The following is a 22524-nucleotide window of genomic DNA, read 5'->3' as shown; positions in this document are numbered from 1 at the left end:
TCGAATATGTGATTTTTAATATAACCATAAGTTCTATAAATTATCTTTAAATCTGAGCCACAACCCCCTACTTTCCTATGAAAGGAGACCTGCATGAAACCAGAAAAAATAAACACCCTGAAGAAAGTTGTTGTTATTGGCGGTGGTTCATCTGGCATCGGCGTCATCGCAAGCTTAAGGAAGCGAGTTAAAGATGCGGATATAACTGTCGTTGAACCCAATGACTGTCATTATTACCAGCCGGCATGGACCCTGGTGGGCGGCGGGCTCTTTGATATCAATAAAACGCAGCGCGCCATGCGCGATGTTATTCCTTCTGGCGTCTCATGGCTCCAGGACAGCGTTGTCAGGGTTGATCCCAATGAAAAATATATCGAGACCCGTCAGGGTAAACGCGTAAGCTATGATTTCCTTATTGTTGCCTGCGGCCTTGTTTTACGTTGGGATAAAATAGAAGGCCTTGAAGAGACGTTAGGATTTAACGGCGTCACCTCTAATTATCGTTTTGATCTTGCAGAATACACCTGGCAACTGGTCCGGGAGATGCAAGGCGGCAAGGCGATATTTTCCCAACCCACGCTTCCCATAAAATGCGCCGGCGCGCCGCAAAAAGCCTTATATCTTTCATGCGACCATTGGCGGCGGCAAGGCGTTCTGAATAATATTAACGTCAATTTCTGCCTTGCGGGCACGGCGGTTTTCGGCATTCCGCAATTTGTCCCCCCGCTGAGCGGCTATTTGGAAAAATACCGTGCACAGGTCAACTTCAATCATAATTTAATCCGTATAGATGGCGAAAATCGGCAAGCGATATTTGCCGTGGAGACAAATGAAGAGGAAAAACGCGAGTTAACCCTGCCCTTCGATATGCTTCACGTGGTGCCGCCTCAATCAGCCCCGGCGTTTATTTCGCAAAGCGGACTCGCGGATGGCGCCGGCTGGTGCGATGTGGATAAATTGACGCTGCAACATAAGCATTGGCCGGATATTTTTGCGGTAGGCGACTGTTGCTCAACGCCAAACGCCAAAACCCTGGCGGCAGCGCGAAAGCAGGTGGTAGTGGTGGCGGAAAACGTCGCGGCACGTATTCATGGCACGCCTCTCACAGCCCATTATGATGGTTATGGTTCCTGTCCATTGACGGTCGAGAAAGGCAAAGTTGTGCTGGCGGAGTTTGGCTATGACGGTAAATTGCTGCCCACGTTTCCACTGCTCGACGCAACCCAGCCCAGCCGTATGGCCTGGTGGTTGAAAGCCTGGTTTTTACCCCGGTTTTATTGGGCGGGCATGCTGCGCGGGGTTGAATGGTTTGCCGGAAGCAAGCGGCCGTGATGCACACTCGGCTCCCCTTGTCGCTCTGGCCGCAGCAGGCGCTTGACTATTTGGCGATACACAGCCACCATCGCTTGCGAGCCAGCAGGCTGATTGCAAGCCGTCACCACTAACCGGTCGATCAACGATGAAAAACGCACCCGCCGTTACGATTCACTACTGTTCACAATGCAACTGGTTGCTGCGCGCCGGCTGGATGGCGCAAGAGCTGCTGAACACCTTCGGCGACGATCTCGCCTCCGTCACCCTGATGCCGGGCACCGGCGGGGTCTACCAAATCAGCGTCGATGGCGTGATGATTTGGGATCGCAAGATTGACGGCGGCTTCCCCGATGCGGCGCAGTTAAAGCAGCGGCTGCGCGATCACAGCTTCCCCGATCGTTCTCTCGGCCACAGCGACGGTAAAAAAGCCAGACACTGAAGGCCGTCAGCGCCCCGTCGGCGGCTGCGCGCCGAGAATGCGCGGCATCGTTTCTTTCATCATTTCCATGAATTTGCGTAAACGCGCGGGATAATAGCTGGCGTAGGGATACAACAGGTAAATAGGCAGTGGCTCGGCTCGCCACAGGGGTAACAGCGTCTGCAGAGCGCCTTGCGCCAATTCTTCTTTCACCACCCAAGACGACACGATCGCGACGCCCAGCCCTTCCAGCGCTGCCTTGCGCGCCGCATAAAGGCTGTCGGTGCTCAACCTCGGCGCGATGTCGAAACGCCGCTGTTCACCGCTGGTCGCGTGGGTCAAGACGACCTCATTACGATAAAAACTGTTTACCGCCAGCCACGGCAATGAGGCCAAATCGTCGAGATCGACGATCGCCGGTCGTTCAGCCAACAGCGCCGGTGACGCCACCGTGCTACGCGGCACCTCCGCCAGCAACACCGCCACGACCGACGGATCGGTCACCGCACCGACGTGAATGGCGCAATCCACCCCCTCGGGAATAAAGTCCGGAGAATGATCGTTCAGCGTCCACTCAACGTAAGTTTGCGGGTAGCGCCGCAAATACTCGCCCAACGGACCGATCAGCTGATCCTGGCCGAATGCGTGCGGCGCCCGCACGCGCAACACGCCGACCGGTTCGTCGCGCGCGCCGCCAAGCCCTTCTTCCAGGCTTTGCCATTGTTCAATCAGCCCCCGCGCCTGGCGGTAACAGCGCTCGCCGTCGTCGGTCAGTTTGAGGGCGTGGGTGGTCCGCTGGATCAGTTTGGCGCCCAGCAGCTGTTCCAATGCCTGCAGACGCCGGCTGATCGTCGGCTGCGAAGTGCCCAGCTGCTGCGCCGCCGCCGACAGGCTGCCGCTTTCGACGATGCGCACCAGCGTATGCAGCAAAGTTATGCGGTCGCCGTTAGGTAAGTTAATTTTATTCATACGTTGAGTGTATAACAGTTTTACCTGCGAGGGGGCTACAGCGGCATGAAGCAAGCGGTAAAAATGACCGCACATTCACCTTACAGGAATTTTTGCCATGAGCACCGCCACCACCCACGGCGCACCGTCCGCCAACGTCGTATTTCTGCTGGCCGCCGGCGCCGGCCTCAGCGTCGCGTCAATCTATTACAGCCAGCCCATGCTTGGCATGATGGGCGCCGATTTCCACGCCGGCGTCGCCGATGCCGGGATGGTGCCGACGCTGACCCAGTTAGGCTATGCGCTGGGCATTTTACTGTTGGCGCCGCTCGGCGACCGGTACGATCGCCGGCGGATCATTCTGGTAAAAGGCGCGCTGCTGACGCTGACGCTGTTACTCTGCGCTTTTGCTGCCTCGTTCCCGCTGTTGTTGCTCAGCAGCCTGGCGATAGGCCTGACCGCCACCGTCGCGCAGGACATTATCCCCGCCGCCGCCACGCTGGCGCCGGAGACCAGCCGCGGCAAAACCGTCGGCGCAGTGATGACCGGGCTATTGGCCGGCATTTTGCTGTCGCGGGTGTTCAGCGGCGCACTCGCCGAGTACGCCGGCTGGCGCAGCGTCTACGCACTCGCGGCGCTGGGCGTTTTGTCGATCACGCTGGCGATCTGGCGCATGTTGCCGCGTCTTCGCCCTCATAACGCGCTGAGTTACCCCGCGCTGCTGCGCTCGCTGGGACATCTGTGGACCGAGTATCCCGCGCTGCGGCGCGCAACGCTGGCGCAAGGCTTTCTGTCATTGGGCTTCAGCGCTTTCTGGTCAACGCTGGCGTTGATGCTGGCGGAGCGCTACCAGATCGGCAGCGCGGCCGCCGGCGCGTTTGGCCTGGCGGGGGCGGCGGGTGCGCTGGCGGCGCCGTTGGCGGGCAGTCTGGCCGATCGGCACGGCCCTGACGTCGTGACCCGTATCGGCGCGGGACTGGTTCTGGCCTCCTTCGCCTTGATGTTTCTGCTGCCGCTGTTGCCGCTCCCGGCGCAACTGGCGCTCATTGCGCTGAGCGCCGTCGGATTCGACCTGGGCATCCAGGCTACGCTGATCGCGCACCAAACCATCGTTTACGGTCTCGATCCGGCAGCCCGCAGCCGATTGAACGCCCTCTTGTTCACCGGCGTGTTCATCGGTATGGCGACCGGCGCCGCCCTCGGCAGCCGCATTCTGGCAAGCGCGGGCTGGCCGGGCGTCGTGGCGCTGGCGACGGCGGCGGGGGCCGTGGCGCTGTGGATCCGCAGCGGGCGAAAAACGGCGCGCGTAGTGGCCTGATAGCGCCCTCTGCTGGCGCAAGCGGTTGATTTCACCCAGGCCTCTTGCGCTATACTGAGCGCCCTTTTTGCTACGCATTTAAAACAATTTTATGATGGAACGCTTGCTAGAAAACGCGATGTACGCCTCCCGCTGGCTGCTCGCGCCGGTTTATTTCGGCCTTTCGCTCACTCTGGTCGCCCTGTCGATCAAGTTTTTTCAGGAAATTCTCCACGTCCTGCCAAATATTTTTGCCGTTACCGAAGCCGATCTGGTGTTGACCTTGCTGTCGCTGATCGACATGGCGCTGGTCGGCGGCCTGTTGGTAATGGTGATGTTCTCCGGCTATGAAAACTTCGTCTCGCAATTGGATATCACCGAAGGGAAAGAGAAACTGAGCTGGCTGGGCAAAATGGACGCCACCTCGCTGAAAAACAAGGTCGCCGCATCTATCGTCGCCATCTCCTCCATTCACCTGCTGCGGGTGTTTATGGACGCCAAGAACGTGCCCGACAACAAGCTGATGTGGTATGTGATCATCCACCTCACCTTCGTGCTCTCCGCCTTCGTGATGGGTTATTTGGACAAGGTGACCCGCTCCAAGCACTAAACGCGCCACCACGCCCGATCGTCAGGATCGGGTGTCTTCCCCTCCTTCGCTGTTCCCCAACCGTCGCCGCCGTCATGTCTTTCATCTGGCACATCTGATGATAATTTTATTATAATGTCATTACACTCATTATGGACCGAACGCCGGCCACCGCACCGGATTCGCCGCAGACAGGATCACGCACTTCCATGCCATTAAACGGTCACCCCCTGCAATTCAACGATATTCAGGCGATTCTGCCTCATCGTTATCCCTGCCTGTTGGTCGATCGCGTGCTGCCCGCCGGCACCTGCATTGCCGAAGGCCGGCTGAGCGCCATCAAGAACATCACCGCCAATGAGCCGACGTTCTGGAGCGGCCATGCGCACTTCGCCGGTTTTCCCGGCGTGCTGTTGGTGGAAGCGCTGGCGCAAAGCACCGGGCTGCTGGCGCATTATTATCTCGGGGCGTTGAATGAAGGAGAACATTACTACTTCGCTTCCATTCAGCGGGCGCGGTTTTATCGCGCCGCCCGTCCCGGCGACCAGGTGTTGATGGAGGTCGCCTTTGTACGCCGGCGGGGCGCGATCGCCCGCTTCACCGGCCGCGCCAGCATCGATGGCCGGCGCATTTGCACTGCCGATTTCATGTGCGCCCGTAAATAGGCCGCTTGCCAAAGGAAACCTGCGAATACCATGTCTCTGGTTGACAGCTTACTCAGAACCCTCGATTTCTCCCCGCGCGGCCAGGTGATCGCTCGCGAAACCGACGCCTGGGGCGAAATCATCGTTTCCGATCACAAGGACTACCGCACGCTGCGGTTTGACGGCATCTGCGAGCAAAGCAAGATGAGCCTCAGCAACCCCGCGCAGCCGATCCACAACTACATCAAAGCGATGCTGATGGCGGTGGCCTGGCAGCCGCCGACCTCGGCGCTGATCTTGGGGTTAGGCGGCGGCAGCTTGCTGCGTGCGCTGCACGCGCTCGATCCGGCCATGCGTCTGGACGTGGTTGAACTGCGCGCCGCGGTGATCGCCGTCGCGCGCCGCTATTTTACGCTGCCGGCCACCGACACCATCAGCCTGCGTACCGCCGACGCCATGGACTTTGTGCGCCCGCCCGCCGAGACGCGTTACGACCTGATTTTCTCCGATCTCTATTCGGCGTTCGCCATGGATCCGCAGCAAGGCACCCAGACATTCCTGGAAAACTGCGCCGCGCGGCTGAACGACGGGGGCTGGCTGGTGCTCAATTACCACGATCTGCCCGATGAAAACAGCCTGCTGTACCACAGCCTGCACCGGATATTCGGCACCGTATTATTTTGCGTCGCCCCCAGCGGCAACGTGATCATTTACGCCACGCCGGCGCAGGTGACGTTGCCGCTCAGCACGCTGCGCACGCTGGCCGCCGGCAGCGGCGAGCTGTTCAACTGCGAACTCGGCTACCTGTCACGCAAAATAGAACGGCTGCATTTTCGCTAAGAACGAGCGGCGACGCGGTCTGGCTGGCCGCTTCGTCCACATGGTATTATCATTCAGTCATCATTCTCTGGAGGATCCTGATGGAAAAGAAAACGGCGCGGCTAACGGTGCTGATTGACCCGGACAAGAAGAAAGCTCTGGAAGAGCTGTGCCTGCAGCAGGACGTCACCCCTTCTCAGGTGGTGCGTCAGCTGATCCGCGATTATCTGCACAAGCATCAGGTGGATTATCCCAGCCAGCCGACCCACGCCAATCCGCGCGTCGAGAGCAATTGAACGGCGGCCTGCCCCGCGAACCGTGAAGCGCGCTACACCTGCGCGCGTCCCTAATCCGAATCCTCCACGGCGGTCTGTCCATCCTGCGATATCGCTGCTACTGTTTTAGGCGTTCATTATTCTCTCTTGGGGAAGGAAACGCGCCATGTTCAGCCATATTACCGTCGGCGTCAGCGATCTGGATGCCGCCGCCGCGTTCTACGACGCCATTCTGTTGCCATTGGGCTTACAACGGCGGGAAGTGACGCCGGACGGCGGCCCCGCCGCCCGCTGCTGGGTGATGCCAGGCCAAACGCTGCCGCGTTTTTACGCCTACCAACCCTTCGACAGACAGCCCGCCAGCGCCGGCAACGGCAGCATGCTGGCCTTCCTCGCCGCCGACGAGCTGGCGGTTAAACGCGCCTACGCCGCCGGTCTGCTGGCGGGCGGCAGCAGTGAAGGCGAGCCCGGCGAGCGCGCGCACTACGGCAAAGGCTATTTCGGCGCTTACCTGCGCGATCCCGACGGCAACAAGGTGCATGTGGTTTATCGGGGAGATCTCGCCTGATGAAATGCTCGGTTTACATCGCCACCAGCGTAGACGGATTCATTGCCGGACCGGATGGCGACATCGACTGGCTGCTGCGGCCCGAATATGCGGTTTCGCTGCTCAATGGGTTGAGTTTTGAAGCGTTTGTCGCCGACATCGACGCGCTGGTGATGGGCCGCCATACCTATGATAAAGTCCGCGCCTTTCCCGAGTGGCCCTATGGCGCACTGCCGGTGGTGGTGCTGTCGACGCAGCCGCCCGCGCCGCACGCAACGGGCCACGTTCGCTGGATGAATGGCGAACCGGCGGCCATCGTGGCGCAGTTGGCCGAGCAAGGCTGCCGTCACCTGTATATCGACGGCGGCCAGACCGTGCAGCGCTTCCTGCAGGCCGGCTTGATCGACGAACTGACGATTACGCGCGTGCCGCTGCTGTTGGGCGGCGGTATCCCCTTATTCGGCGCCGATGGCCAGGAGCAGCGCCTGCGCCTGCTTGCCGTCACTTCATCGGACAACGGTTTCGTGCAAGAACGCTACGCGGTTCAGCGCGCGCCGTAACGCAGCATCAGGCGGCGACCGCCGAAGGCGATGAGCAACGCCGCCAATGCCAACAGCGCCGCCACGCCGTAGGTCACCCGCATGCCGTAAGCCGCGGCGGCCGCAGTGCCCGCAACCTGCTGCGAAGCCAGATAAAACAGCGCCCCCATCGCCGACGCGCCGGTGATCGCCCCCAGATTGCGCGACAGGTTCACCATGCCGGCGATCAGCCCGCGCCGTTCAGGAAACAGATCCTTCATCAGCATGGTGTTGTTGGCCACCTGAAACAGCGCATAGCCGGCGGTCAACAGCGCGATGGGGGCGATATAGCCGAGCACGCCCCAACGGTTAAACAGTGACAGCAACGCCGCGCCTGCGGCCACCGCCGTCAGCCCAAACTGGGCGATGCGCTGCGATCCGAAGCGATCCACCAGATAGCCGGCCGGTATGCCGGTCAGGATCGCCACCGCCGGTCCCGCCGACATCACCAGCCCGACCTGCGCGGCGCTTAAGCCCAGCGCCCGCGACAGATAGAACGGCCCGACCACCAGCGTGGCGGTCATCACCGTCATCACCAGCGCACTGGACGCCAGCCCCGCCGTCAGGGCCGGATGGCGGAACATCGACGGCGCAAGCAGCGGCGATGCGGCGCGGCGTTCCACGCGGATAAACAGTGCCCCCGCCAACAGCGCCCCCAACATCAACGCCAGGTTAAGCGCGCCGAAGTCGCCGCGCCCGAGGGTCATCGCCAGCGAATAGCAGAGCAATGCGCCGCCCAGCAGCAACGTGCCGGCGCGATCGAACGGTTCCGCGCGCGTTGCCGCGCGCGGCCCATTCGGTAAGTATCGCCAGGCAAGCCACAGCGCCAGCAGCCCCAGCGGCAGGTTGATCAGGAACATCGCCCGCCAGCCGAAACCGGCGATCAGCGCGCCGCCCAACGACGGCCCCAGCGCGGTGCCCACGGCTGACATAGTGCCGAGCAGCCCCATCGCGCGGCCGATTTTTTCCTTCCCCAGAACCTCGCCCGCCAGCGCCATGGCGATCGACATCATGACTGCGCCCCCCAGCCCCTGCGCCAGGCGCGCCGCCAGCAACAGCCACAGTTGCGGAGCCAGCGCGCAAGCCAGCGAAGCGGCGGTAAACAGCGCAATGCCCGCCAGCAGCAGGCGGCGACGATTGAGGCTATCCCCCAAACGGCCGATGCCGATAATGCAAGTGGTGACGGCCAGCAAATAGCAGAGCAACACCCACTGCACCGCCTGGAACGAGGCATGGAACGCAGTGGCGAGCGCCGGCAGCCCGACGTTGGCAATGCTGATGCCAAGCGATGACAGCAGCATGCTCAGAGAAAGAGCGGCCAGTATGCCGCGGACGCCTTGCGGCGAAGGGTGGGATAACATGATGAACACTCCTGACATAGACTGCGGGTAAGCCTATGTCAGGGGTTAGCATGGCGGAAGACGCATGGCATGCACTGTATCCATGCGCCTGACGCCTTATCTGACGCGAGCCGTTACCAGGCGGCGATTTCCGCCTCGGTGAGCGGCAACGTCTGAGTCACACCGGTTTCCGCCGCCAGGGTGGCCGCTTCCAGCACCGCCATCACCGCCAACGCCTGCGCCGCGGTAACCGGGTTGGCGCCTGCGCCGCGCAACGCATCGCGCACCTGGAAGTAATACTGGCGCTGATCGCCATCCGGCGTCGGCAGCGTGCGCACCGGCTCCGTACCGATAAACAGGCTCATCGCGTCGTCGTCTTTGCCCCACTCCGCCGAACCCGGCGTCACGCCGGCCAGCAGCTGGCTCTCCTGCCCGTCGGCGCGCGCTTTGACCACGCTGCCTTTCTCGCCGTGCACGGTAAAGCGTGAGACGCCGCCCGCCACCAGCATGCTGCCGTGCAGGATCACGCGGTGCGTCGGATAGTTCAGCACCACGTGGGCCCAGTCGTTAATCTGCGCGTTGGGGCGCAACGTGGCGATGTTGGCCTGCACGCTGTGCGGCAAACCGAACAGCTGCAGCGCCTGATCGACCATGTGCGGCCCCAGATCGAACCACAGCCCGCTGCCTGGGAGGTTTTGTTCACGCCAGCGCACCCGTACTTCAGGGCGATAGCGGTCGATATGGGACTCAAAGTGCGTCACCTTACCGATCAGCCCCTGCTCGATCACCTGTTTCACCCCCAGGAAATCGCTGTCCCAGCGACGGTTCTGGAACACCGACAGCAGGCGGCCGTGCTTCTCCGCCGCGGCAATCAGCGCGCGCGCCTGCGCCAAATCCAGCGTAAACGGCTTATCCACCACCACGTGCTTGCCCGCCTCCAGTGCGGCCAGCGCCAGCGGCGCATGGGTGGCGTTCGGCGAAGCAATCACCACCAGATCGACCTCCGGCAGGCGGATGGCCTCGAGCGGATCGGCGATCACGCGTGCATGCGGCAGGTCGGCGTGAACTTTGTCGGCGTCGCGCGAAGCCACCACGCTGAGTTCCAGCCCCGGCACCGCGTTGATCAGCGGCGCGTGAAACGCCTTGCCGACAAAGCCGTAGCCAATCAGCGCCACCTGCAACGGTTGAGCGTTATCGTTCATCAGTGTTCTCCTCTAGCGGTCGTCGGCGACGACACAAAGTTCAATCAATGATTGTTCGTCCAGGTTGTCCCACGGGCGATCGGTAAACAGGCGTTGGATCTGCGCCAGATCCGCAACGTGATGCGGCTCGCAGCGATCCAGTTTCATATGGTCGGCCACCAGCCAGCGCTCGCCGCTGTTAGCCAGCATGGCGCGTTTGACCTCTGCATCGGCCTCTTCGCCGGCGCTCAGTCCCAGCTGAGGATGCACCGCGCAGGCGCCCAGCAAGGCGATATCCGCACGGTAGCGCGCCAGCAACGCCAGCGTGGCGCTGCCGGCGAACAGCCGCTGGCGCGCATCCCACTGGCCGCCGAGCAAGATCAGATTGATCTCCGGCCTGTCGCTCAGGCACTGCGCGATATCCAGCGAAGCGGTGATCACCGTCGCCGGGCCGCGCAACGCCTGCGCCACCGCCAACAGCGTACTGCCCGCATCCAGCATCAGGGTGCTGCCGGGCGGGATCTGCGCGGCCACCGCGCGGCCAAGCCGCTGCTTGACCTGCGGCAACAGCGCAGCGCGCGCCTGGCGCGGCATGCCGGACGGTTCGAGCGCTATCGCCCCGCCGTGATGTTTCTGCGCCAACCCCTGCCGCTCGAGATCGGCCAAGTCGCGGCGCACGGTATCGACCGAAACACCGATGGCGCTGGCCAATTCCGCCACCGCCGCCTGCCCGCGTTCGCTGAGCAAATCCAGTAAATGGCGCTGTCGTGCCGCTTTGTGCATGAGTTTATTCCGCAGTAGAACGCATAAAACAGCAATATACCGCAAAAAGAAGCAAAAAAGAACGCCCGTCGGCGACGCATTCCGCATCAAACATTAAAAAAGCATTAGGTGGATAATCGAGCGTCACCAACAAGGAGAAGTTATGAAAATCGACCTGATGTTCGACGATACCGCCGCCAGAGCGGTGCAATACAACGCCCGCGCTTCGGTGGAAGATTTTGACGCCTGCATGGCGGAATACGCCGCGCTGGCCCAGCGCGCCAAGGCACAGACGCCCGGCATTTACGATCTGCGTTACGGCATGAGCGCCGCCGAGCGCCTCGATCTGTTCCCGGCTTGCACGCAGCCCGCCCCGCTGCTGATCTTTATTCATGGCGGCTACTGGCATTCGCAGCGCAAAGAGGAAGCCTGTTCGATGGCCGCCGCGTTTGCCCAGCGCGGCGTGGCCGTCGCCACGCTGGAATACACACTGGCGCCAGAAGCGACGCTGGCGGAGATCGTGCACGAGGTGCGCAGCGCCGTCGCCTGGCTTTATCATCACGGGGCGCCGTTCGGCATCGATCCGGCGCGCATTTTCGTCAGCGGCAGTTCGGCCGGCGGCCACCTGTGCGGCATGCTGATCGCCGACGGCTGGCAGCAACGCTATCGCCTGCCGCCCGACGCGATCAAAGGCGCGCTGGCGCTGAGTGGCCTCTACGATCTGCGCCCGCTGTGCGATATCTACATCAACGACTGGCTGCACCTGACGCCCGAACAGGCGCAAACGCTCAGCCCGCTGTTTTTGCTGCCAGCGAAAGAGCATGCGCCGCAGATCCTGCTCGACGTCGGCCAGCGGGAAACGCAAGGCTTCAAAAACCAGACGCAGGCCTATTATGACGCCTGTCTGGCGCGCGGCCTCGACGTTCAGTTGCTGGCCGACCGCCACTGCAATCACTTTACGCTGGTCAACGAGCTGGCCGATGCGGAAAGCGCGATGTTCCGGCAGGTGATGGCGATGATCGACGCAACGCAGCGGTAGTCTGCCGCTGCAACCGCAGCCTGGCGGCGATCGTAATCACCGCCAGCGCGGCGAACAAGGCTCCGCACAGCAGGCTGCCCTGTAGCCCCCACGCGGCGATGAACCAGCCGCCCGCCAGTGAGCCCAGCGCCACGCCCAAATTGATAAAGGCGATATACAGCCCGGTGGCGAACGCCGGCGCCTCGGGGGCTTCGGATGTCAGCCAGATCTGCGTCACGATCAAACCGCTGGTGTGCGCCGCTCCCCAATACAGACAAAGCGCCGTCATCGAACCGATATTCGAGCTGCCGTAGTGATACAGCAGCGCATAAGCCGCAATCAAGGCTAGCGGGTGCAGCAGCACCGTCAGCGCTCGATGGCGGCTCAACCCCTTGCCGGCCAACAGGTTGCCCGCGACACCGCCCACGCCGAACGCCACCAGAAGAAAGCCGATGGCGGCGGCGCCAATGCCGGCTTCACTGCTGAGGTACTCGGCCGCATAAGCGTAGACGGCGAACATGGCGGCAAAGATCAGCACGCAGGTGATGATATTCAGCCACAGCGTCCCGCTGCGCAGGATTGCCAACTGTTTGCCATAGCTGAGGCGCTGAACGGCGACGTCGGGCAACCGCATCAGCAATCCCGCCGCTGCCAGGAGATTGACCCAGGCACAGAACCGGAACGAGGCTTCATAGCTGAACTGCCCGGCGATCCATTGCGTCAACGGTATCCCCAACACCATGCCCATGCTGGTGCCGATGAACGCATAGGCGGTTGCTTTGGTGGCCTGATGCGGCGGATAAAGCGCCGCGGCCGCCACCATGGCCAGCGAAAAATAGATCGGATGAAACAACGCCGGCACAATGCGCAGCAACATGAGCATGGCGAAGCTGTCCGTCTGAGCGGACAGCGCGCTGGCCGCCGCGAACACGGTCAACGCGATCAACAACATGCGTTTGCGATTGAATCGCGACGCCAGCAGCACCAACAGCGGCCCGAGCAGCGCGATGGTCAGGGCGAAGATCCCGACCAGCCAGCCGGCCTGCGCCGTGGAGATGCCATACCGCGCGATGATCTGCGGCAAAATACCCACCACGCCAAACTCGATGCAGTAGACGCCGAACAACCCCAGCGCGATAAAGAAAATCGGTGGCATCAGGCGCATTGTATCGCTCCCGTCGCGGCATAGACCGCCTGACAAATCTCGCCGACAAAAGCGCCGGACATGCCCTCCAGCGCCGTGTTGGTAAACGCGACGACGCTGAGCTGCCGGACAGGATCGACGAACCACGAGTGGCCATAGGTGCCGCCCATTCGCCAGCTGCCAACGGACTCCGGCGTTTGCGCGGCGACGGGATCTTTCAGTACGGTAATGCCGAGGCCGAAACCGCGCCCCGGCCAAAACGGCATCGGCAAATCGCCGATTTGGTTGGTGGTCAGCGCCGTCACCCATTCGGCCGGCAGCACCTGCCCGCCCCCCTGGCGCAACGTTTCCAGCAGGCGCAGGAAATCCTCCGCCGAGCCGACCATGCCGGCGCCGCCGGAGGCGTACGCCTGCGGATCCAGCGCACGCGCCGGCGACAGATGAAAACCGGCGCAGCCATCGATGAACGGTAAACGATCCGGTTGGCGCAAACGGCGCGGCTCGCCGGGATGATCGGCGTAAGCGGCCGCCAAACGTGCGGGATCCACCGCCAGGAAATCGGTATCCGTCATCGCCAGCGGCCCGGTCACCCATTTTTTTACTGCCTGCGTCAGCGGCAGGCCGCTCGCCTGTTCGATCGCCGCGCCCAGGACATCGGTGGCGATGGAATAGCGCCACGCCGCGCCGGGCGGAGCCAGCAAAGGGGCGCAGGCAATACGCCGCACGTTCTCCTGCAAGCTGACAGACGCTTCATCCATGCCGTCGGAGACGCCCAGCTGGGCATAGAATCCCCCTTCCGGCTGGAAAAAGCGGTAGCTTAGTCCGGCGGTGTGAGTCATGAGATGCCGTAGCCTCATCAACGGAGTGGTGCCGTCCGCCAGCCGCGGGCGAAAATTCGGCAGCCAACGGGTGATCGGATCGTCTAACCGCATGGCGCCTTGCGCCATCAATGCCAGCGCCGCCGTGGACACGATCGGTTTGGATACCGAGGCCAGACGAAACAGCGTATTGAGCGCCATCGGCTTGCCCGCTTCGCGATCTGCCATGCCCGCCGCGCGGTGATAAACGATCTCACCGCCCTGCGCCACCAAAACGACCGCGCCAACCAATCGTTTTTCACGCAAGGCTTGCTCTATCGCGCCGTCAATCGCGTTGGCAGAGGATCCGTATTCATTCATTTTTATTACCCCAGGTAGTCAGCCCATGCTGTCGCCACCGAGCATAGAGCGTGGTGATTAACGAAAAAACAGGCTAGATTTCCTTTCATAGCGGACACTCAAGTCCGCAATGGGGCAAGCAATGGATAATCTGTCTGGGGTGAACGTCTTTGTGCAGGCCGCAGAGACGCTGAGTTTCGTAGAGGCCGGGCGCGTGCTCGGCATTTCCGCTTCCGCGGTGGGGAAAAGCATCGCCCGCCTGGAAAATCGGCTGGGCGCGCGTCTGTTCCACCGCAGCACGCGCAGCATGACGCTGACCGCCGAAGGCCGGCTGTTTCTGCACCGCTGCCAGCGCATTCTCGGGGAATTGGCGGCGGCGGAACGGGAAATCAGCGATACGCACAGCGCGCCGCGCGGCAAGCTGCGTGTCAGTTTGCCGCTGGTGGGCGGCCTGCTGAATCCGGTGCTGGCGGAATTTGTCCGGCGTTACCCGGAGATTGAGCTGGAAACCGATTTTTCCGACCGGCGGGTCGATGTCGTAGAAGAAGGTTTTGACGCCGTGATTCGGGTCGGCGAAACCGAGGACTCACGCCTGATGAGCCGCCGGTTGGGCACGTTTCATCTGCAGCTGGTGGCCGCGCCAGATTACCTGCATCGTACCGGGATCCCGCTTCAACCGGCGGATCTGCATGGACATGCCGGTCTGTTATACAAATACCCCTCTACCGGCAAAGTGGAGCCCTGGCCACTCGAAGGATGGGACAAGCTGCTTGCCGATCAACTGGTGACCCGCGTGGTGTGCAACACCGTCGATACCCTGATTTATCTGGCGGAAAGCGGCCAGGGCATCGCCTGTTTACCGGATTTTGCCGTAAAGCGCGCGCTGGAGCAGGGACGATTGCAGCAGATATTGCGCGAACATTGCCGCCACAGCGGCAGCTTTAAAGTCCTGTGGCCTTCCAGCAAACACCTGACGCCGAAACTGCGGGTGTTTATCGATACGCTGAGCGCGCGGCTTTTTCGGGATTAGATGGGGACTTTCACCAGGAAGCAATTCAGAGAGAAGAGAAATGTGAGGGAGCCGGAGGGCAACAATCGCCCCCTGGCGCGCTGATTCAGCCGTTTTTGCGGCCGATAGCGGAAAAGACGTTGAACACTTCACCCAAGCCGTAAATCGCGCCGAGCAAGACGGCCACCATTACCGGCACCAGGACCACCACGGTGGCCAAGCTTTCAAGCATTTCTAACATCGTTCTCTCCTGGTTTATAAGCACAGCGAATCTGCGCCGGAAGAAAAGGTTTCCGGCCAATCGATCGATTATCGTGGGGAGGCAGTCTAAAACGTGAGCCACATCACACTTGATGCGAGCTAATGTAACTTACACAATTACATTAACGCAATGCAAAAAATGCTCTGCGGGAAGACGGAATTGGCGTGGGTTTTTATTGCGTATCCGCTTGATATTGCGCTGAACAAGGGACAAAAGGATAGCCGGCTTGCCGCTCGACCTGCCCGGCCATTTCGGCGATGCTGGTTTGCGCCAGGCTGGCCTCCAGCGCGTGACCAACGCGCGCAAACTCTTGCTCCAGCACCGGGGTAATCGCGTGGCCGATATAACACGCATCGTTAGGCCGGGCGCGGTGCAGCATGAAATAGGGTTGATCCTCCACCGCGCGATACACGTCCAGCAGCGAGATCGCTTCTGCCGGCCGCGCCAGCAGCGCCCCGCCGCCTTGCCCCATCTGCGAATAGGTCAGCCCGGCCTCCGCCAGCGCACCGAGGATCCGCCGCACCACCGTCGGGTTGGTGTTGACGCTGCGCGCGATATCTTCGGAACGCACCGTCTGGCCACGACACAGCGTGATGTTGGTCAGGATATGGATGGCAACGGCAAATCGCGTAGAGGTAGACACCTTGGCACCTGCTCAGAGTTTCGTTTATGTCGGATTAAAACATAAGGAAAGCGTATCAGTTTCCAGTAATACACATAATGAGTAGGGATAAGCGGAATGTCAACCTGCCCCCGCCCGGCGGCGGCGGCGGCAGGTCAGGCTTCAGTACTGATTTCTGTCACTTTGTCGGGATAAAATGCCAGATAATCCTTGATCGCCACCACGGCGTTGTAAGGCATTTCATAGCTCCAGGCCGTATTGGCCCCCTGTGCGCCGTTCAGCGCGAAGGTGAAATAACTGCAGTCGCCCTTATACGGGCAGTAGCTGACGTGCTCGTTTTTCTGCAACAGCGCCATCTTCACGTCCTCACGCGGAAAGTAAAACACCGGCGGATAGGTGGCTTCCTGCAGGATGAGCGCATTGCGACTGTCGGCCAGGGTTTTCCCGGCAGCACGCACCACGACCCGCGTCGGATGACGAGTCAAGGTGATCGGGTGATCCGGGCCGGGGATTTTCACCGGTTTGCCGGACGCGGAAACGAGATCGGACATGGCGGCCTCCAGAGTGTGTGCCCCGCCCCCGCGAGGCGTCTTCCCAGTATAGACCAGCGGTTTTGTCGGTGGCCGCACATTCGGCGAGCAATCGCTTTTCACCGCCGCAAAATTAAGAATTTTTACCTGTTCGATTTTCTTTCGGAGGAATACATTCATCCCAACTTCTACCGGTGGGTTAATCGGATTATTTTTAATCCATTAATCAGCCAATTTACCAGGAACTGATTATGAATATTAAACGTGCCGCAGGTGTGTTGGTGGTGGTGATGGCAACGCTTTCCGTTACCGCATGTGGGCATATGTCCAATCGCGATCGCAACACGGCGATCGGCGCGGGCGTCGGCGCGGTCGGCGGCGCAGTGCTGACCGACGGCAGCACGCTGGGCACCCTCGGCGGCGCAGCGCTGGGCGGCATTATCGGCCACCAGACCAGCCGTTAATCCTCCCGTTAAAATAATCTCTGCAGGCCGGCGCTTTTTTAATCCATAAGCGCCGGCCTGTTTTTATTTATCGAAATAACGTCCCTCAGCACAGGGAAATAATGAATAACATTAAGCGCAGCTTTATTATTCATTAACCCGCGTCAGGGTTATTTATTGCACCGGCAGCCTGAAGCGCGCCATCGCTTTATCCAATCGTTCCGACTCCCCCTGCAGCAACTGCGAAGCCTCGGTCACCGCGCTCACCACGGCGCCGGTTTGCTGCGCCACCTGATTCAGCGCGGTGATGCGCGCCGTCACGTCCTGGATGCTCTCCCCTTGATTGAACGACGCCAGCGAGATTTCCCCCATCAGCGCACTGCATTTGTTCACCAGATCGATAATTTTGCGCAGGTTGCCCGTCAGCCGTTCGACCGCCTGCGAACCTTGATCGATTTGCTGCAATGAGCGGCCGATCAACTGCTGAATATCGCGCGTCGAATGGCTGCTCTTTTGCGCCAGCAAGCCCACTTCTTTAGCCACGATGGCGAAACCGCGGCCGTGAACGCCGGCGTGCGCAGCCTCTATCGCCGCATTCAACGCCAGAATATGGGTCTGAAACGCCACGCTGTCGATCAGCGCGACAATGCCGCGCATCTCGGCCGATTGGTTGACGATCCCGTGCATCGAAACATTGACGGTTTGCATCATCTGCTCACCAGCGCCGGCGCACTGCCGGGCCTGTTCGGTTCGTTGGCTGGCCTGCTGCGCGTATTGGCCGTTTTCTTCCACCCGCGCCGCCAACTGCTGCACGTGCTCGGTCGCCAACTGCAGTTCCCCGTCCTGCTTCGCCGACTGTGCCGTCAACTGTCGATTGCCGTCCGCCAGCCGCTCGACGCCGTTCAGGATCCCGCTCGCCGCATCGCGCACCTCGCTTACTAGGCGCTGCAGACCGCCCTGCATGTGGCCAATGCTGGTTTGCAGCTGACGCATCTCGCGGTTCAACGCCCGCTCAGGCGGCAGCGGCCGCGAAAGATCGCCGGCGGCCAGCACGTTGAGGTGGACAATTGCCCGCTGCAGCGGTGCTATCACCCAGCGGGCGACGCCGAACCACACCCCCACGGCGATCAGCGCCAGCGCGGCCAATGCGCCAAGCGCAAAGGTATTGGCCTGCTCCAGCGCCGCCAATTGCCGCACGTTGACGTCATTGCCATGCTGTTCGTTCAGCGCCTGATAAGCGAGGTACTTTTCGTTGAAATCCGCCTGAAACGCCTGGATCGGCACGGCGAAAAACGCATCGATGCTGGCGCTGCTTTGCAACCCTTGCGCCTGTTCCTTCAGGCCGTCATAGAACAGGCGATAACTGTCTTTCAGGGCGCCCGCCGCTTCGGGCGCAGCCGCGCTCAAGCGCTCGAACCGGGCAAAGGCCTGCTTTGAAGCCTCCAACGCCGCCAACGATTCATCCAGCAGGCTATGCCAACTGCCGTCGGAGCCGGTGACTTTGTCCTGCAGATAATAGATGCCCGCACGGTTCAGGGTGTCGCTGGCCGTCAGCAGCGACAGTCTGGCGCGATCCATCGTCGCCTGCTGGCGATGCAACCCGTCTCCCGTCACCAGGTTAACCTTGGCGTCGTGCAGAATAGTGGAAATAAATACGGTGGAAAACAATTGCAGCAGAGAAAATAGCGCAATAACGCAAATTACGCCGCCTAATAAGCCCATGCTCTTGCCGATGCCAAACGCGTGCGGCAGCGCTGCCGCAGGTTTTACCCGGCGGCCAAGTGTCAGTTTTATGTTCATGATTTTTAGTCAGTAATGCCAGAATGCCGCGAGTCTAACGCGCATTTATGACACGACTATTTCAGCCTGCTTTGTGTCGCCCCCGCAAACCAGGGCGACTCAATAATCGGAATTTCTCGTCAACGCTCATTTTTATTTCTTGACTTGTTCAATACCGGATTTATAGTTTTCCCATTAAACAAGAAACAAAGTTTCATATATTAACCGGAAATGAATTTAATATATGAAACGCACAATGAAACGTCTCAAATATAAAACAAACGAGCAACAGCGCCTTATTCACAGGTAAACCCCGCTCGTCTTAATAAAAACCAAACATTCACCAGGGGCCAGGCATGCGCAAGATCACTCTTTGTTTTTTTCTTGTTTCACCAGTGAGTTACGCGACTACCGTCACATTGCCCAGCGACGCTGCTGCCACCGTGGCGCCGGTAAAAAAAAACCGCCCGGCCTTTCCGCATATTCATTGGCAAAACGAGGATAATAAAAAGAATATTGATATCGGCGGCGCGCTGCGCGCCAATTATCGCTATGAAGACTGGCACAGCAGCAATTATCGGCATCCGCCGCATTTACGCTTTGACGCCTTTCGCATCGATGCCGCCGGCCAGATAAACGACGCGTTTTTCGATAGCGGATTCTGGTTTCAGGATCGGCGCAAATACGCCATCGACCGCGCCTATGTCGGCTACCACCTGTCTGAGCGCTCCACCGTGCAGCTGGGCGCGCCGTTCAAACCGTTCGGCCTGATGCCCTATCCGCAGTTCGGCTGGTCGTACGGCATTCCGTTTTACCTCGGCTTTGGCGTCAACACCGGGCTCGGCGCCAAATACCAATACCAACGGGGCGATTGGGCCTTTGACGCCGCCTACTACCCGCGCATGATGCCGACCGGCGTGCGTTACGCCCCCGACGTCGCCAGCTACGACGATCTGAAGAACACCAACTTTGCCTCACAGCATCTGCAGCGCAACGAAAAACGCGATCAGGTAAACCTGCGGCTGACGCGGGCTTTCCACCAGGGCGGCTGGGACAATGAGCTCGGCGGTTCGCTGGCGGCCTCGCGGCTCTACAACCAGGCGACCGGTGATAACGGCAGCTTCTGGGCGGCGGGCCTGCATACGCTGGTGAATCGGGATGCCTGGCATCTGTCCGGCCAGGTTATCCGCTACGGTTACGACGCCAAAGGCCCGGCCGGCGCCAGCAATTCGGTGATCCTGATGGGCGGCAACGGCCTGACGCCGGCCTATCTGATCCCGTCGCAGGCCACCACTGCCGCCATCAACCTGGCGCGCGACGTCGAGGTGCCCTGGGGACCGGTGAAAAAGCTGCGCTTCTACAACGACTACAGCGTGCTCTGGAAGGACAGGCACGGCGGCTCCGACTCCAAAATGAATACGCTCGGGGTGCAGGTGTTCGCCATGCCGGTGATGCTGTGGGTGGATCTGACCTGGGCGCAGAACGCCAATCCGTGGGGCGGCGTGGAAAACGCCACCGGCTGGACCGGCACCCAGTCCTCCGGCAGCAATAAATGGTATTTTCGCACCAACGTAAACATCGGTTACTACTTCTGAGCGCGGCGGGATCTACACTGAAGTATCGCCGTCAACCGGAGAAATCATGATGCTGAGCGCGCAAACGCTGCATGTCGCCATCAACCGCCCCTGTGACGAGGTGTACGCCTTTCTCAGCCGCCCGGAAAACTTCCCGTTGTGGGCCAAAGGATTAACCAATAGCTTACGGCGGGAAGGTGAAGATTGGATGGCGGAGACCCCGCAGGGGCGGATCCGCATTCGATTTAGCGCGCCCAATGCCTTCGGCGTGCTGGATCATTGGGTGACGCTGCCGGACGGCGGCGTAGTCTACGTGCCGCTGCGCGCGCTCGCCAACCGACAAGGTGCCGAGGTGATCTTCACCCTGTTCCGCCAGCCGGACATGGACGACGCGCTGTTCGCCCGCGACGTCGGGCTGGTGAACGCCGATCTGCAGGCGCTGAAGCGCCTGCTGGAATTGCGCTAATCCCCCTTACCCCTTGACCGACGACACCACGTTAAGCGGCTGGGCATCCGGCAGAATATTCATGTGCTCCAGCACCTGGGCCATGATCTTGCCGAACACCGGCCCGGCCACCGAACCGCCGAAGTGCTTGCCGGCTTTCGGGTTGTTGACCATCACCACCAGCGCCACCTGCGGATCGCTGGCCGGCGCCACGCCGGCGGTGTAGTTGATGTAGCCGCCGTCGTATTTGCCGCTCGGGCCCATTTTCTCGGCGGTACCGGTTTTGATCGCCAGCCGGTAGCCCGGCACTGCGGCGCTCACCCCGCTGCCGCCCGGCAAGGCGTCGCTCTCCATCATATGCACCACGGCCCGAACCGTATCCGCCGGCAGAATACGTTGCCCCATCACCGGCGGCGTCACCTTGGTGATCGACAGCGGCCGATAAATGCCGAAGGAACCGATCGCGGCATACTCGCGCGCCATCTGCAGCGGCGTCACGCGCAGCCCATAGCCGAAGGAGAAGGTAGCGCGTTCGATATCGGCCCAGCGTTCGCGATGCTGCGGCAAGTAGCCGCTGCTCTCGTTGCCGATGCCGAGCTCGGTCGGTCGCCCCAGGCCAAAGCTGCGGTAGACCGCCGGCAGCACCGTGGCCGGCAGCGCCAGCGCAATGTGCGATACCGCGATGTCGCTCGATTTTTGCAGCACGCCGGTGATGGTCAGTTTCGACCAATGGCCGACGTCTTTGATCAGGTGACCGTTCACCCGATACGGCGTGGTGTCCAGCACCGTATCCGGTCGGATCAGCTTATGCTCCAGCCCCACCATTACCACCACCGGTTTCACCGTCGAGCCCGGTTCGAAGCTGTCGCTGCTGCACACGTTGCGAATATCCTTCGCCGGGGTGCTGCCATAGTTGTTCGGGTTGAACGACGGGTAGCTGGCCATGCCGAGGACCTCGCCGGTGTCGATCTTGACCAGCACCGCACAGCCGGAGTCGGCCTGGTTAGCCACCACGCCGTCGCGGATCTGCGCATAGAGCACGTACTGAATAAATTTATCGATGCTGAGCGTCACGTTCGGCGGCGGCACCGGATCCACGCTTTTAAGCACGCCGATCACCGCGCCGCTGCCGTCCTTCTGATAGACCCGCAGGCCGTTTTTGCCCTGCAACAGCGGGTTGAAACCCAGCTCAATGCCCTCCAGCCCCTGATTGTCCTGGCCGACGATGCCGATCAGCCCGGCGGCGTCCTGGCCCATCGGATAAAAGCGGCTGAAATCCTGCTCGGTGCTGACGCCGGTCAGATGCAGTTTGCTGATGTAGGCGGCGTTATCGTCCTCTACCTTGCGAGCGAGGTAGACAAAACGTTTGCGCGCGTTGCTCTGGATCAGGTGCTGGATGTCCGCCAGCGGGATCTTCAGCACGTTGGCCATGCTCTGCCAGCGTTCGTTGCCGGTATCGGTCTGGGTATCGAGAATATGCTTCGGATCCAGCACGATGTCTTTGGACGACACGCTGACCGCCAGCGCCTCATCGTTGCGATCGGTGATCATGGCGCGGTTGGTCGGCACCACCTGGGTGCGGATCGAACGTTGGTCAGCCTGGTTGGCCAACTGCTGGTGTTCCAGCAGTTGCAGGTAGCCGACCCTGAACGCCAACAGAAAAAAACAGACCAGCATGCCGGCGCAAATCCAGCCGAAACGAACTGTGGAATAGGTTTTACCGCTCTTTTTGGTCGATGGCGCCACTGTTGTGTTAACCCTACGTTTTTATTCAGTTTATGGTGTTATTTCAGTCTACCTTGCCGGAAATGGTCAGGAGATTGCAGTTT

25 protein-coding genes are annotated in these 22524 nt (G+C 60.8%); 14 read left to right on the top strand and 11 right to left on the bottom strand.

Annotated features, from left to right (window positions below; genetic code table 11):
* Window positions 1–93 precede the first annotated feature (93 nt).
* Window positions 94–1332 (top strand): FAD/NAD(P)-binding oxidoreductase, encoded by a 1239-nt coding sequence (locus GT753_RS07845; RefSeq protein ID WP_015377851.1) that lies wholly within the window; start codon window positions 94–96, stop codon window positions 1330–1332.
* Between the two features lie 127 nt (window positions 1333–1459).
* Window positions 1460–1753, top strand: a complete 294-nt coding sequence (locus GT753_RS07840) for a SelT/SelW/SelH family protein (protein ID WP_004928553.1) — start codon at window positions 1460–1462, stop codon at window positions 1751–1753.
* 6 nt (window positions 1754–1759) lie between these two features.
* On the opposite strand, the gene GT753_RS07835 is transcribed toward GT753_RS07840, so the two are convergent.
* On the bottom strand, window positions 1760–2701 hold the full coding sequence (locus GT753_RS07835) for a LysR family transcriptional regulator (protein ID WP_015377850.1): 942 nt from the start codon (window positions 2699–2701) through the stop codon (window positions 1760–1762).
* Between the two features lie 97 nt (window positions 2702–2798).
* Here GT753_RS07835 and GT753_RS07830 point away from each other — a divergent pair, with 97 nt between their 5' ends.
* The 7 genes from GT753_RS07830 (at window position 2799) to GT753_RS07800 (ending at window position 7411) form a co-directional block, all read left to right on the top strand.
* A complete protein-coding gene (locus GT753_RS07830; protein ID WP_015377849.1) occupies window positions 2799–3998 on the top strand; it encodes an MFS transporter in 1200 nt (399 codons plus the stop codon).
* A gap of 94 nt (window positions 3999–4092) precedes the next feature.
* Window positions 4093–4587 carry a TIGR00645 family protein gene (locus GT753_RS07825; protein ID WP_004928561.1) on the top strand — a complete coding sequence of 165 codons (495 nt, stop codon included), beginning with the start codon at window positions 4093–4095 and terminating at the stop codon, window positions 4585–4587.
* Window positions 4588–4775: 188 nt separating this feature from the next.
* Window positions 4776–5231, top strand: a complete 456-nt coding sequence (fabZ, locus tag GT753_RS07820; protein WP_015377847.1) for a 3-hydroxyacyl-ACP dehydratase FabZ — start codon at window positions 4776–4778, stop codon at window positions 5229–5231.
* Between the two features lie 30 nt (window positions 5232–5261).
* Complete coding sequence (locus tag GT753_RS07815) at window positions 5262–6050, top strand: spermidine synthase (protein WP_004928565.1); 789 nt, start codon at window positions 5262–5264, stop codon at window positions 6048–6050.
* Between the two features lie 80 nt (window positions 6051–6130).
* Window positions 6131–6325, top strand: a complete 195-nt coding sequence (locus GT753_RS07810) for a ribbon-helix-helix protein, CopG family (protein ID WP_004928567.1) — start codon at window positions 6131–6133, stop codon at window positions 6323–6325.
* A gap of 145 nt (window positions 6326–6470) precedes the next feature.
* A complete protein-coding gene (locus tag GT753_RS07805) occupies window positions 6471–6872 on the top strand; it encodes a VOC family protein (RefSeq protein WP_015377846.1) in 402 nt (133 codons plus the stop codon).
* A complete protein-coding gene (locus GT753_RS07800; RefSeq protein ID WP_021504579.1) occupies window positions 6872–7411 on the top strand; it encodes a dihydrofolate reductase family protein in 540 nt (179 codons plus the stop codon). Before GT753_RS07805 ends, GT753_RS07800 begins: the two co-directional genes overlap by 1 nt.
* Here GT753_RS07800 and GT753_RS07795 read toward each other — a convergent pair.
* The 3 genes from GT753_RS07795 to GT753_RS07785 all read right to left on the bottom strand — a co-directional run bounded on the left by GT753_RS07795 (window position 7396) and on the right by GT753_RS07785 (window position 10733).
* On the bottom strand, window positions 7396–8790 hold the full coding sequence (locus GT753_RS07795; protein ID WP_118892054.1) for an MFS transporter: 1395 nt from the start codon (window positions 8788–8790) through the stop codon (window positions 7396–7398). The two genes, GT753_RS07800 and GT753_RS07795, sit on opposite strands and share 16 nt — an antisense overlap.
* A gap of 113 nt (window positions 8791–8903) precedes the next feature.
* A complete protein-coding gene (locus GT753_RS07790; protein WP_118892055.1) occupies window positions 8904–9971 on the bottom strand; it encodes an oxidoreductase in 1068 nt (355 codons plus the stop codon).
* Between the two features lie 12 nt (window positions 9972–9983).
* Window positions 9984–10733, bottom strand: a complete 750-nt coding sequence (locus GT753_RS07785; RefSeq protein ID WP_033645883.1) for a DeoR/GlpR family DNA-binding transcription regulator — start codon at window positions 10731–10733, stop codon at window positions 9984–9986.
* Between the two features lie 142 nt (window positions 10734–10875).
* On the opposite strand from GT753_RS07785, the gene GT753_RS07780 reads away from it, so the two are divergent.
* Complete coding sequence (locus GT753_RS07780) at window positions 10876–11751, top strand: alpha/beta hydrolase (RefSeq protein ID WP_015377841.1); 876 nt, start codon at window positions 10876–10878, stop codon at window positions 11749–11751.
* On the opposite strand, the gene GT753_RS07775 is transcribed toward GT753_RS07780, so the two are convergent.
* Window positions 11678–12895: an MFS transporter gene (locus tag GT753_RS07775; RefSeq protein WP_160125456.1), complete on the bottom strand. Its 1218-nt coding sequence runs from the start codon at window positions 12893–12895 to the stop codon at window positions 11678–11680. The two genes, GT753_RS07780 and GT753_RS07775, sit on opposite strands and share 74 nt — an antisense overlap.
* A complete protein-coding gene (locus GT753_RS07770; RefSeq protein ID WP_075685360.1) occupies window positions 12886–14052 on the bottom strand; it encodes a serine hydrolase in 1167 nt (388 codons plus the stop codon). Before GT753_RS07770 ends, GT753_RS07775 begins: the two co-directional genes overlap by 10 nt.
* 121 nt (window positions 14053–14173) lie before the next feature.
* On the opposite strand from GT753_RS07770, the gene GT753_RS07765 reads away from it, so the two are divergent.
* Entirely contained in the window at window positions 14174–15061 is an 888-nt protein-coding gene (locus GT753_RS07765; protein WP_075685362.1) for a LysR family transcriptional regulator, read from the top strand.
* An 85-nt stretch (window positions 15062–15146) separates the two neighbouring features.
* Here GT753_RS07765 and GT753_RS07760 read toward each other — a convergent pair whose 3' ends face one another.
* The 3 genes from GT753_RS07760 to GT753_RS07750 all read right to left on the bottom strand — a co-directional run bounded on the left by GT753_RS07760 (window position 15147) and on the right by GT753_RS07750 (window position 16475).
* Complete coding sequence (locus GT753_RS07760; protein ID WP_019456308.1) at window positions 15147–15281, bottom strand: AcrZ family multidrug efflux pump-associated protein; 135 nt, start codon at window positions 15279–15281, stop codon at window positions 15147–15149.
* A gap of 193 nt (window positions 15282–15474) precedes the next feature.
* Complete coding sequence (locus GT753_RS07755; RefSeq protein ID WP_004940698.1) at window positions 15475–15945, bottom strand: Rrf2 family transcriptional regulator; 471 nt, start codon at window positions 15943–15945, stop codon at window positions 15475–15477.
* A gap of 134 nt (window positions 15946–16079) precedes the next feature.
* Window positions 16080–16475: a DUF427 domain-containing protein gene (locus GT753_RS07750; protein ID WP_004940699.1), complete on the bottom strand. Its 396-nt coding sequence runs from the start codon at window positions 16473–16475 to the stop codon at window positions 16080–16082.
* A gap of 230 nt (window positions 16476–16705) precedes the next feature.
* On the opposite strand from GT753_RS07750, the gene osmB reads away from it, so the two are divergent.
* On the top strand, window positions 16706–16918 hold the full coding sequence (gene osmB, locus GT753_RS07745) for an osmotically-inducible lipoprotein OsmB (protein WP_004940700.1): 213 nt from the start codon (window positions 16706–16708) through the stop codon (window positions 16916–16918).
* Between the two features lie 153 nt (window positions 16919–17071).
* Here osmB and GT753_RS07740 read toward each other — a convergent pair whose 3' ends face one another.
* Complete coding sequence (locus GT753_RS07740) at window positions 17072–18697, bottom strand: methyl-accepting chemotaxis protein (RefSeq protein ID WP_371732142.1); 1626 nt, start codon at window positions 18695–18697, stop codon at window positions 17072–17074.
* Window positions 18698–19032: 335 nt separating this feature from the next.
* Between GT753_RS07740 and GT753_RS07735 the strand changes: the two genes are divergently transcribed.
* Together GT753_RS07735 and GT753_RS07730 are read left to right on the top strand one after the other, a co-directional pair.
* The gene (locus GT753_RS07735) at window positions 19033–20271 is read left to right on the top strand and encodes a hypothetical protein (RefSeq protein WP_160125455.1); all 1239 of its coding nucleotides are present in this window, start codon (window positions 19033–19035) and stop codon (window positions 20269–20271) included.
* A gap of 46 nt (window positions 20272–20317) precedes the next feature.
* Window positions 20318–20716 carry a polyketide cyclase gene (locus GT753_RS07730; RefSeq protein ID WP_088381565.1) on the top strand — a complete coding sequence of 133 codons (399 nt, stop codon included), beginning with the start codon at window positions 20318–20320 and terminating at the stop codon, window positions 20714–20716.
* Window positions 20717–20722: 6 nt separating this feature from the next.
* Here GT753_RS07730 and GT753_RS07725 read toward each other — a convergent pair whose 3' ends face one another.
* A complete protein-coding gene (locus GT753_RS07725) occupies window positions 20723–22441 on the bottom strand; it encodes a penicillin-binding transpeptidase domain-containing protein (RefSeq protein WP_021504563.1) in 1719 nt (572 codons plus the stop codon).
* Window positions 22442–22524 lie beyond the last annotated feature (83 nt).

It is taken from the genome of Serratia sp. Z4 (assembly GCF_009900725.1).
Lineage (GTDB): Bacteria > Pseudomonadota > Gammaproteobacteria > Enterobacterales > Enterobacteriaceae > Serratia > Serratia nematodiphila.
This window is presented reverse-complemented; position numbering and strand designations above follow the sequence as displayed.

Excerpts from the sequence above, each read along its gene's own strand:
- GT753_RS07795 (WP_118892054.1), bottom strand. The coding sequence starts at position 8,790 with ATGTTATCCCACCCTTCGCCGCAAGGCGTCCGCGGCATACTGGCCGCT.
- GT753_RS07780 (WP_015377841.1), top strand. The coding sequence starts at position 10,876 with ATGAAAATCGACCTGATGTTCGACGATACCGCCGCCAGAGCGGTGCAA.
- GT753_RS07805 (WP_015377846.1), top strand. The coding sequence starts at position 6,471 with ATGTTCAGCCATATTACCGTCGGCGTCAGCGATCTGGATGCCGCCGCC.
- GT753_RS07840 (WP_004928553.1), top strand. The coding sequence starts at position 1,460 with ATGAAAAACGCACCCGCCGTTACGATTCACTACTGTTCACAATGCAAC.
- osmB (WP_004940700.1), top strand. The coding sequence starts at position 16,706 with ATGAATATTAAACGTGCCGCAGGTGTGTTGGTGGTGGTGATGGCAACG.
- GT753_RS07730 (WP_088381565.1), top strand. The coding sequence starts at position 20,318 with ATGATGCTGAGCGCGCAAACGCTGCATGTCGCCATCAACCGCCCCTGT.
- GT753_RS07765 (WP_075685362.1), top strand. The coding sequence starts at position 14,174 with ATGGATAATCTGTCTGGGGTGAACGTCTTTGTGCAGGCCGCAGAGACG.
- GT753_RS07845 (WP_015377851.1), top strand. The coding sequence starts at position 94 with ATGAAACCAGAAAAAATAAACACCCTGAAGAAAGTTGTTGTTATTGGC.
- GT753_RS07830 (WP_015377849.1), top strand. The coding sequence starts at position 2,799 with ATGAGCACCGCCACCACCCACGGCGCACCGTCCGCCAACGTCGTATTT.
- GT753_RS07750 (WP_004940699.1), bottom strand. The coding sequence starts at position 16,475 with ATGTCCGATCTCGTTTCCGCGTCCGGCAAACCGGTGAAAATCCCCGGC.
- GT753_RS07770 (WP_075685360.1), bottom strand. The coding sequence starts at position 14,052 with ATGAATGAATACGGATCCTCTGCCAACGCGATTGACGGCGCGATAGAG.
- GT753_RS07800 (WP_021504579.1), top strand. The coding sequence starts at position 6,872 with ATGAAATGCTCGGTTTACATCGCCACCAGCGTAGACGGATTCATTGCC.
- GT753_RS07825 (WP_004928561.1), top strand. The coding sequence starts at position 4,093 with ATGGAACGCTTGCTAGAAAACGCGATGTACGCCTCCCGCTGGCTGCTC.
- fabZ (WP_015377847.1), top strand. The coding sequence starts at position 4,776 with ATGCCATTAAACGGTCACCCCCTGCAATTCAACGATATTCAGGCGATT.
- GT753_RS07735 (WP_160125455.1), top strand. The coding sequence starts at position 19,033 with ATGCGCAAGATCACTCTTTGTTTTTTTCTTGTTTCACCAGTGAGTTAC.
- GT753_RS07775 (WP_160125456.1), bottom strand. The coding sequence starts at position 12,895 with ATGCGCCTGATGCCACCGATTTTCTTTATCGCGCTGGGGTTGTTCGGC.
- GT753_RS07785 (WP_033645883.1), bottom strand. The coding sequence starts at position 10,733 with ATGCACAAAGCGGCACGACAGCGCCATTTACTGGATTTGCTCAGCGAA.
- GT753_RS07835 (WP_015377850.1), bottom strand. The coding sequence starts at position 2,701 with ATGAATAAAATTAACTTACCTAACGGCGACCGCATAACTTTGCTGCAT.
- GT753_RS07815 (WP_004928565.1), top strand. The coding sequence starts at position 5,262 with ATGTCTCTGGTTGACAGCTTACTCAGAACCCTCGATTTCTCCCCGCGC.
- GT753_RS07740 (WP_371732142.1), bottom strand. The coding sequence starts at position 18,697 with ATGAACATAAAACTGACACTTGGCCGCCGGGTAAAACCTGCGGCAGCG.
- GT753_RS07760 (WP_019456308.1), bottom strand. The coding sequence starts at position 15,281 with ATGTTAGAAATGCTTGAAAGCTTGGCCACCGTGGTGGTCCTGGTGCCG.
- GT753_RS07790 (WP_118892055.1), bottom strand. The coding sequence starts at position 9,971 with ATGAACGATAACGCTCAACCGTTGCAGGTGGCGCTGATTGGCTACGGC.
- GT753_RS07810 (WP_004928567.1), top strand. The coding sequence starts at position 6,131 with ATGGAAAAGAAAACGGCGCGGCTAACGGTGCTGATTGACCCGGACAAG.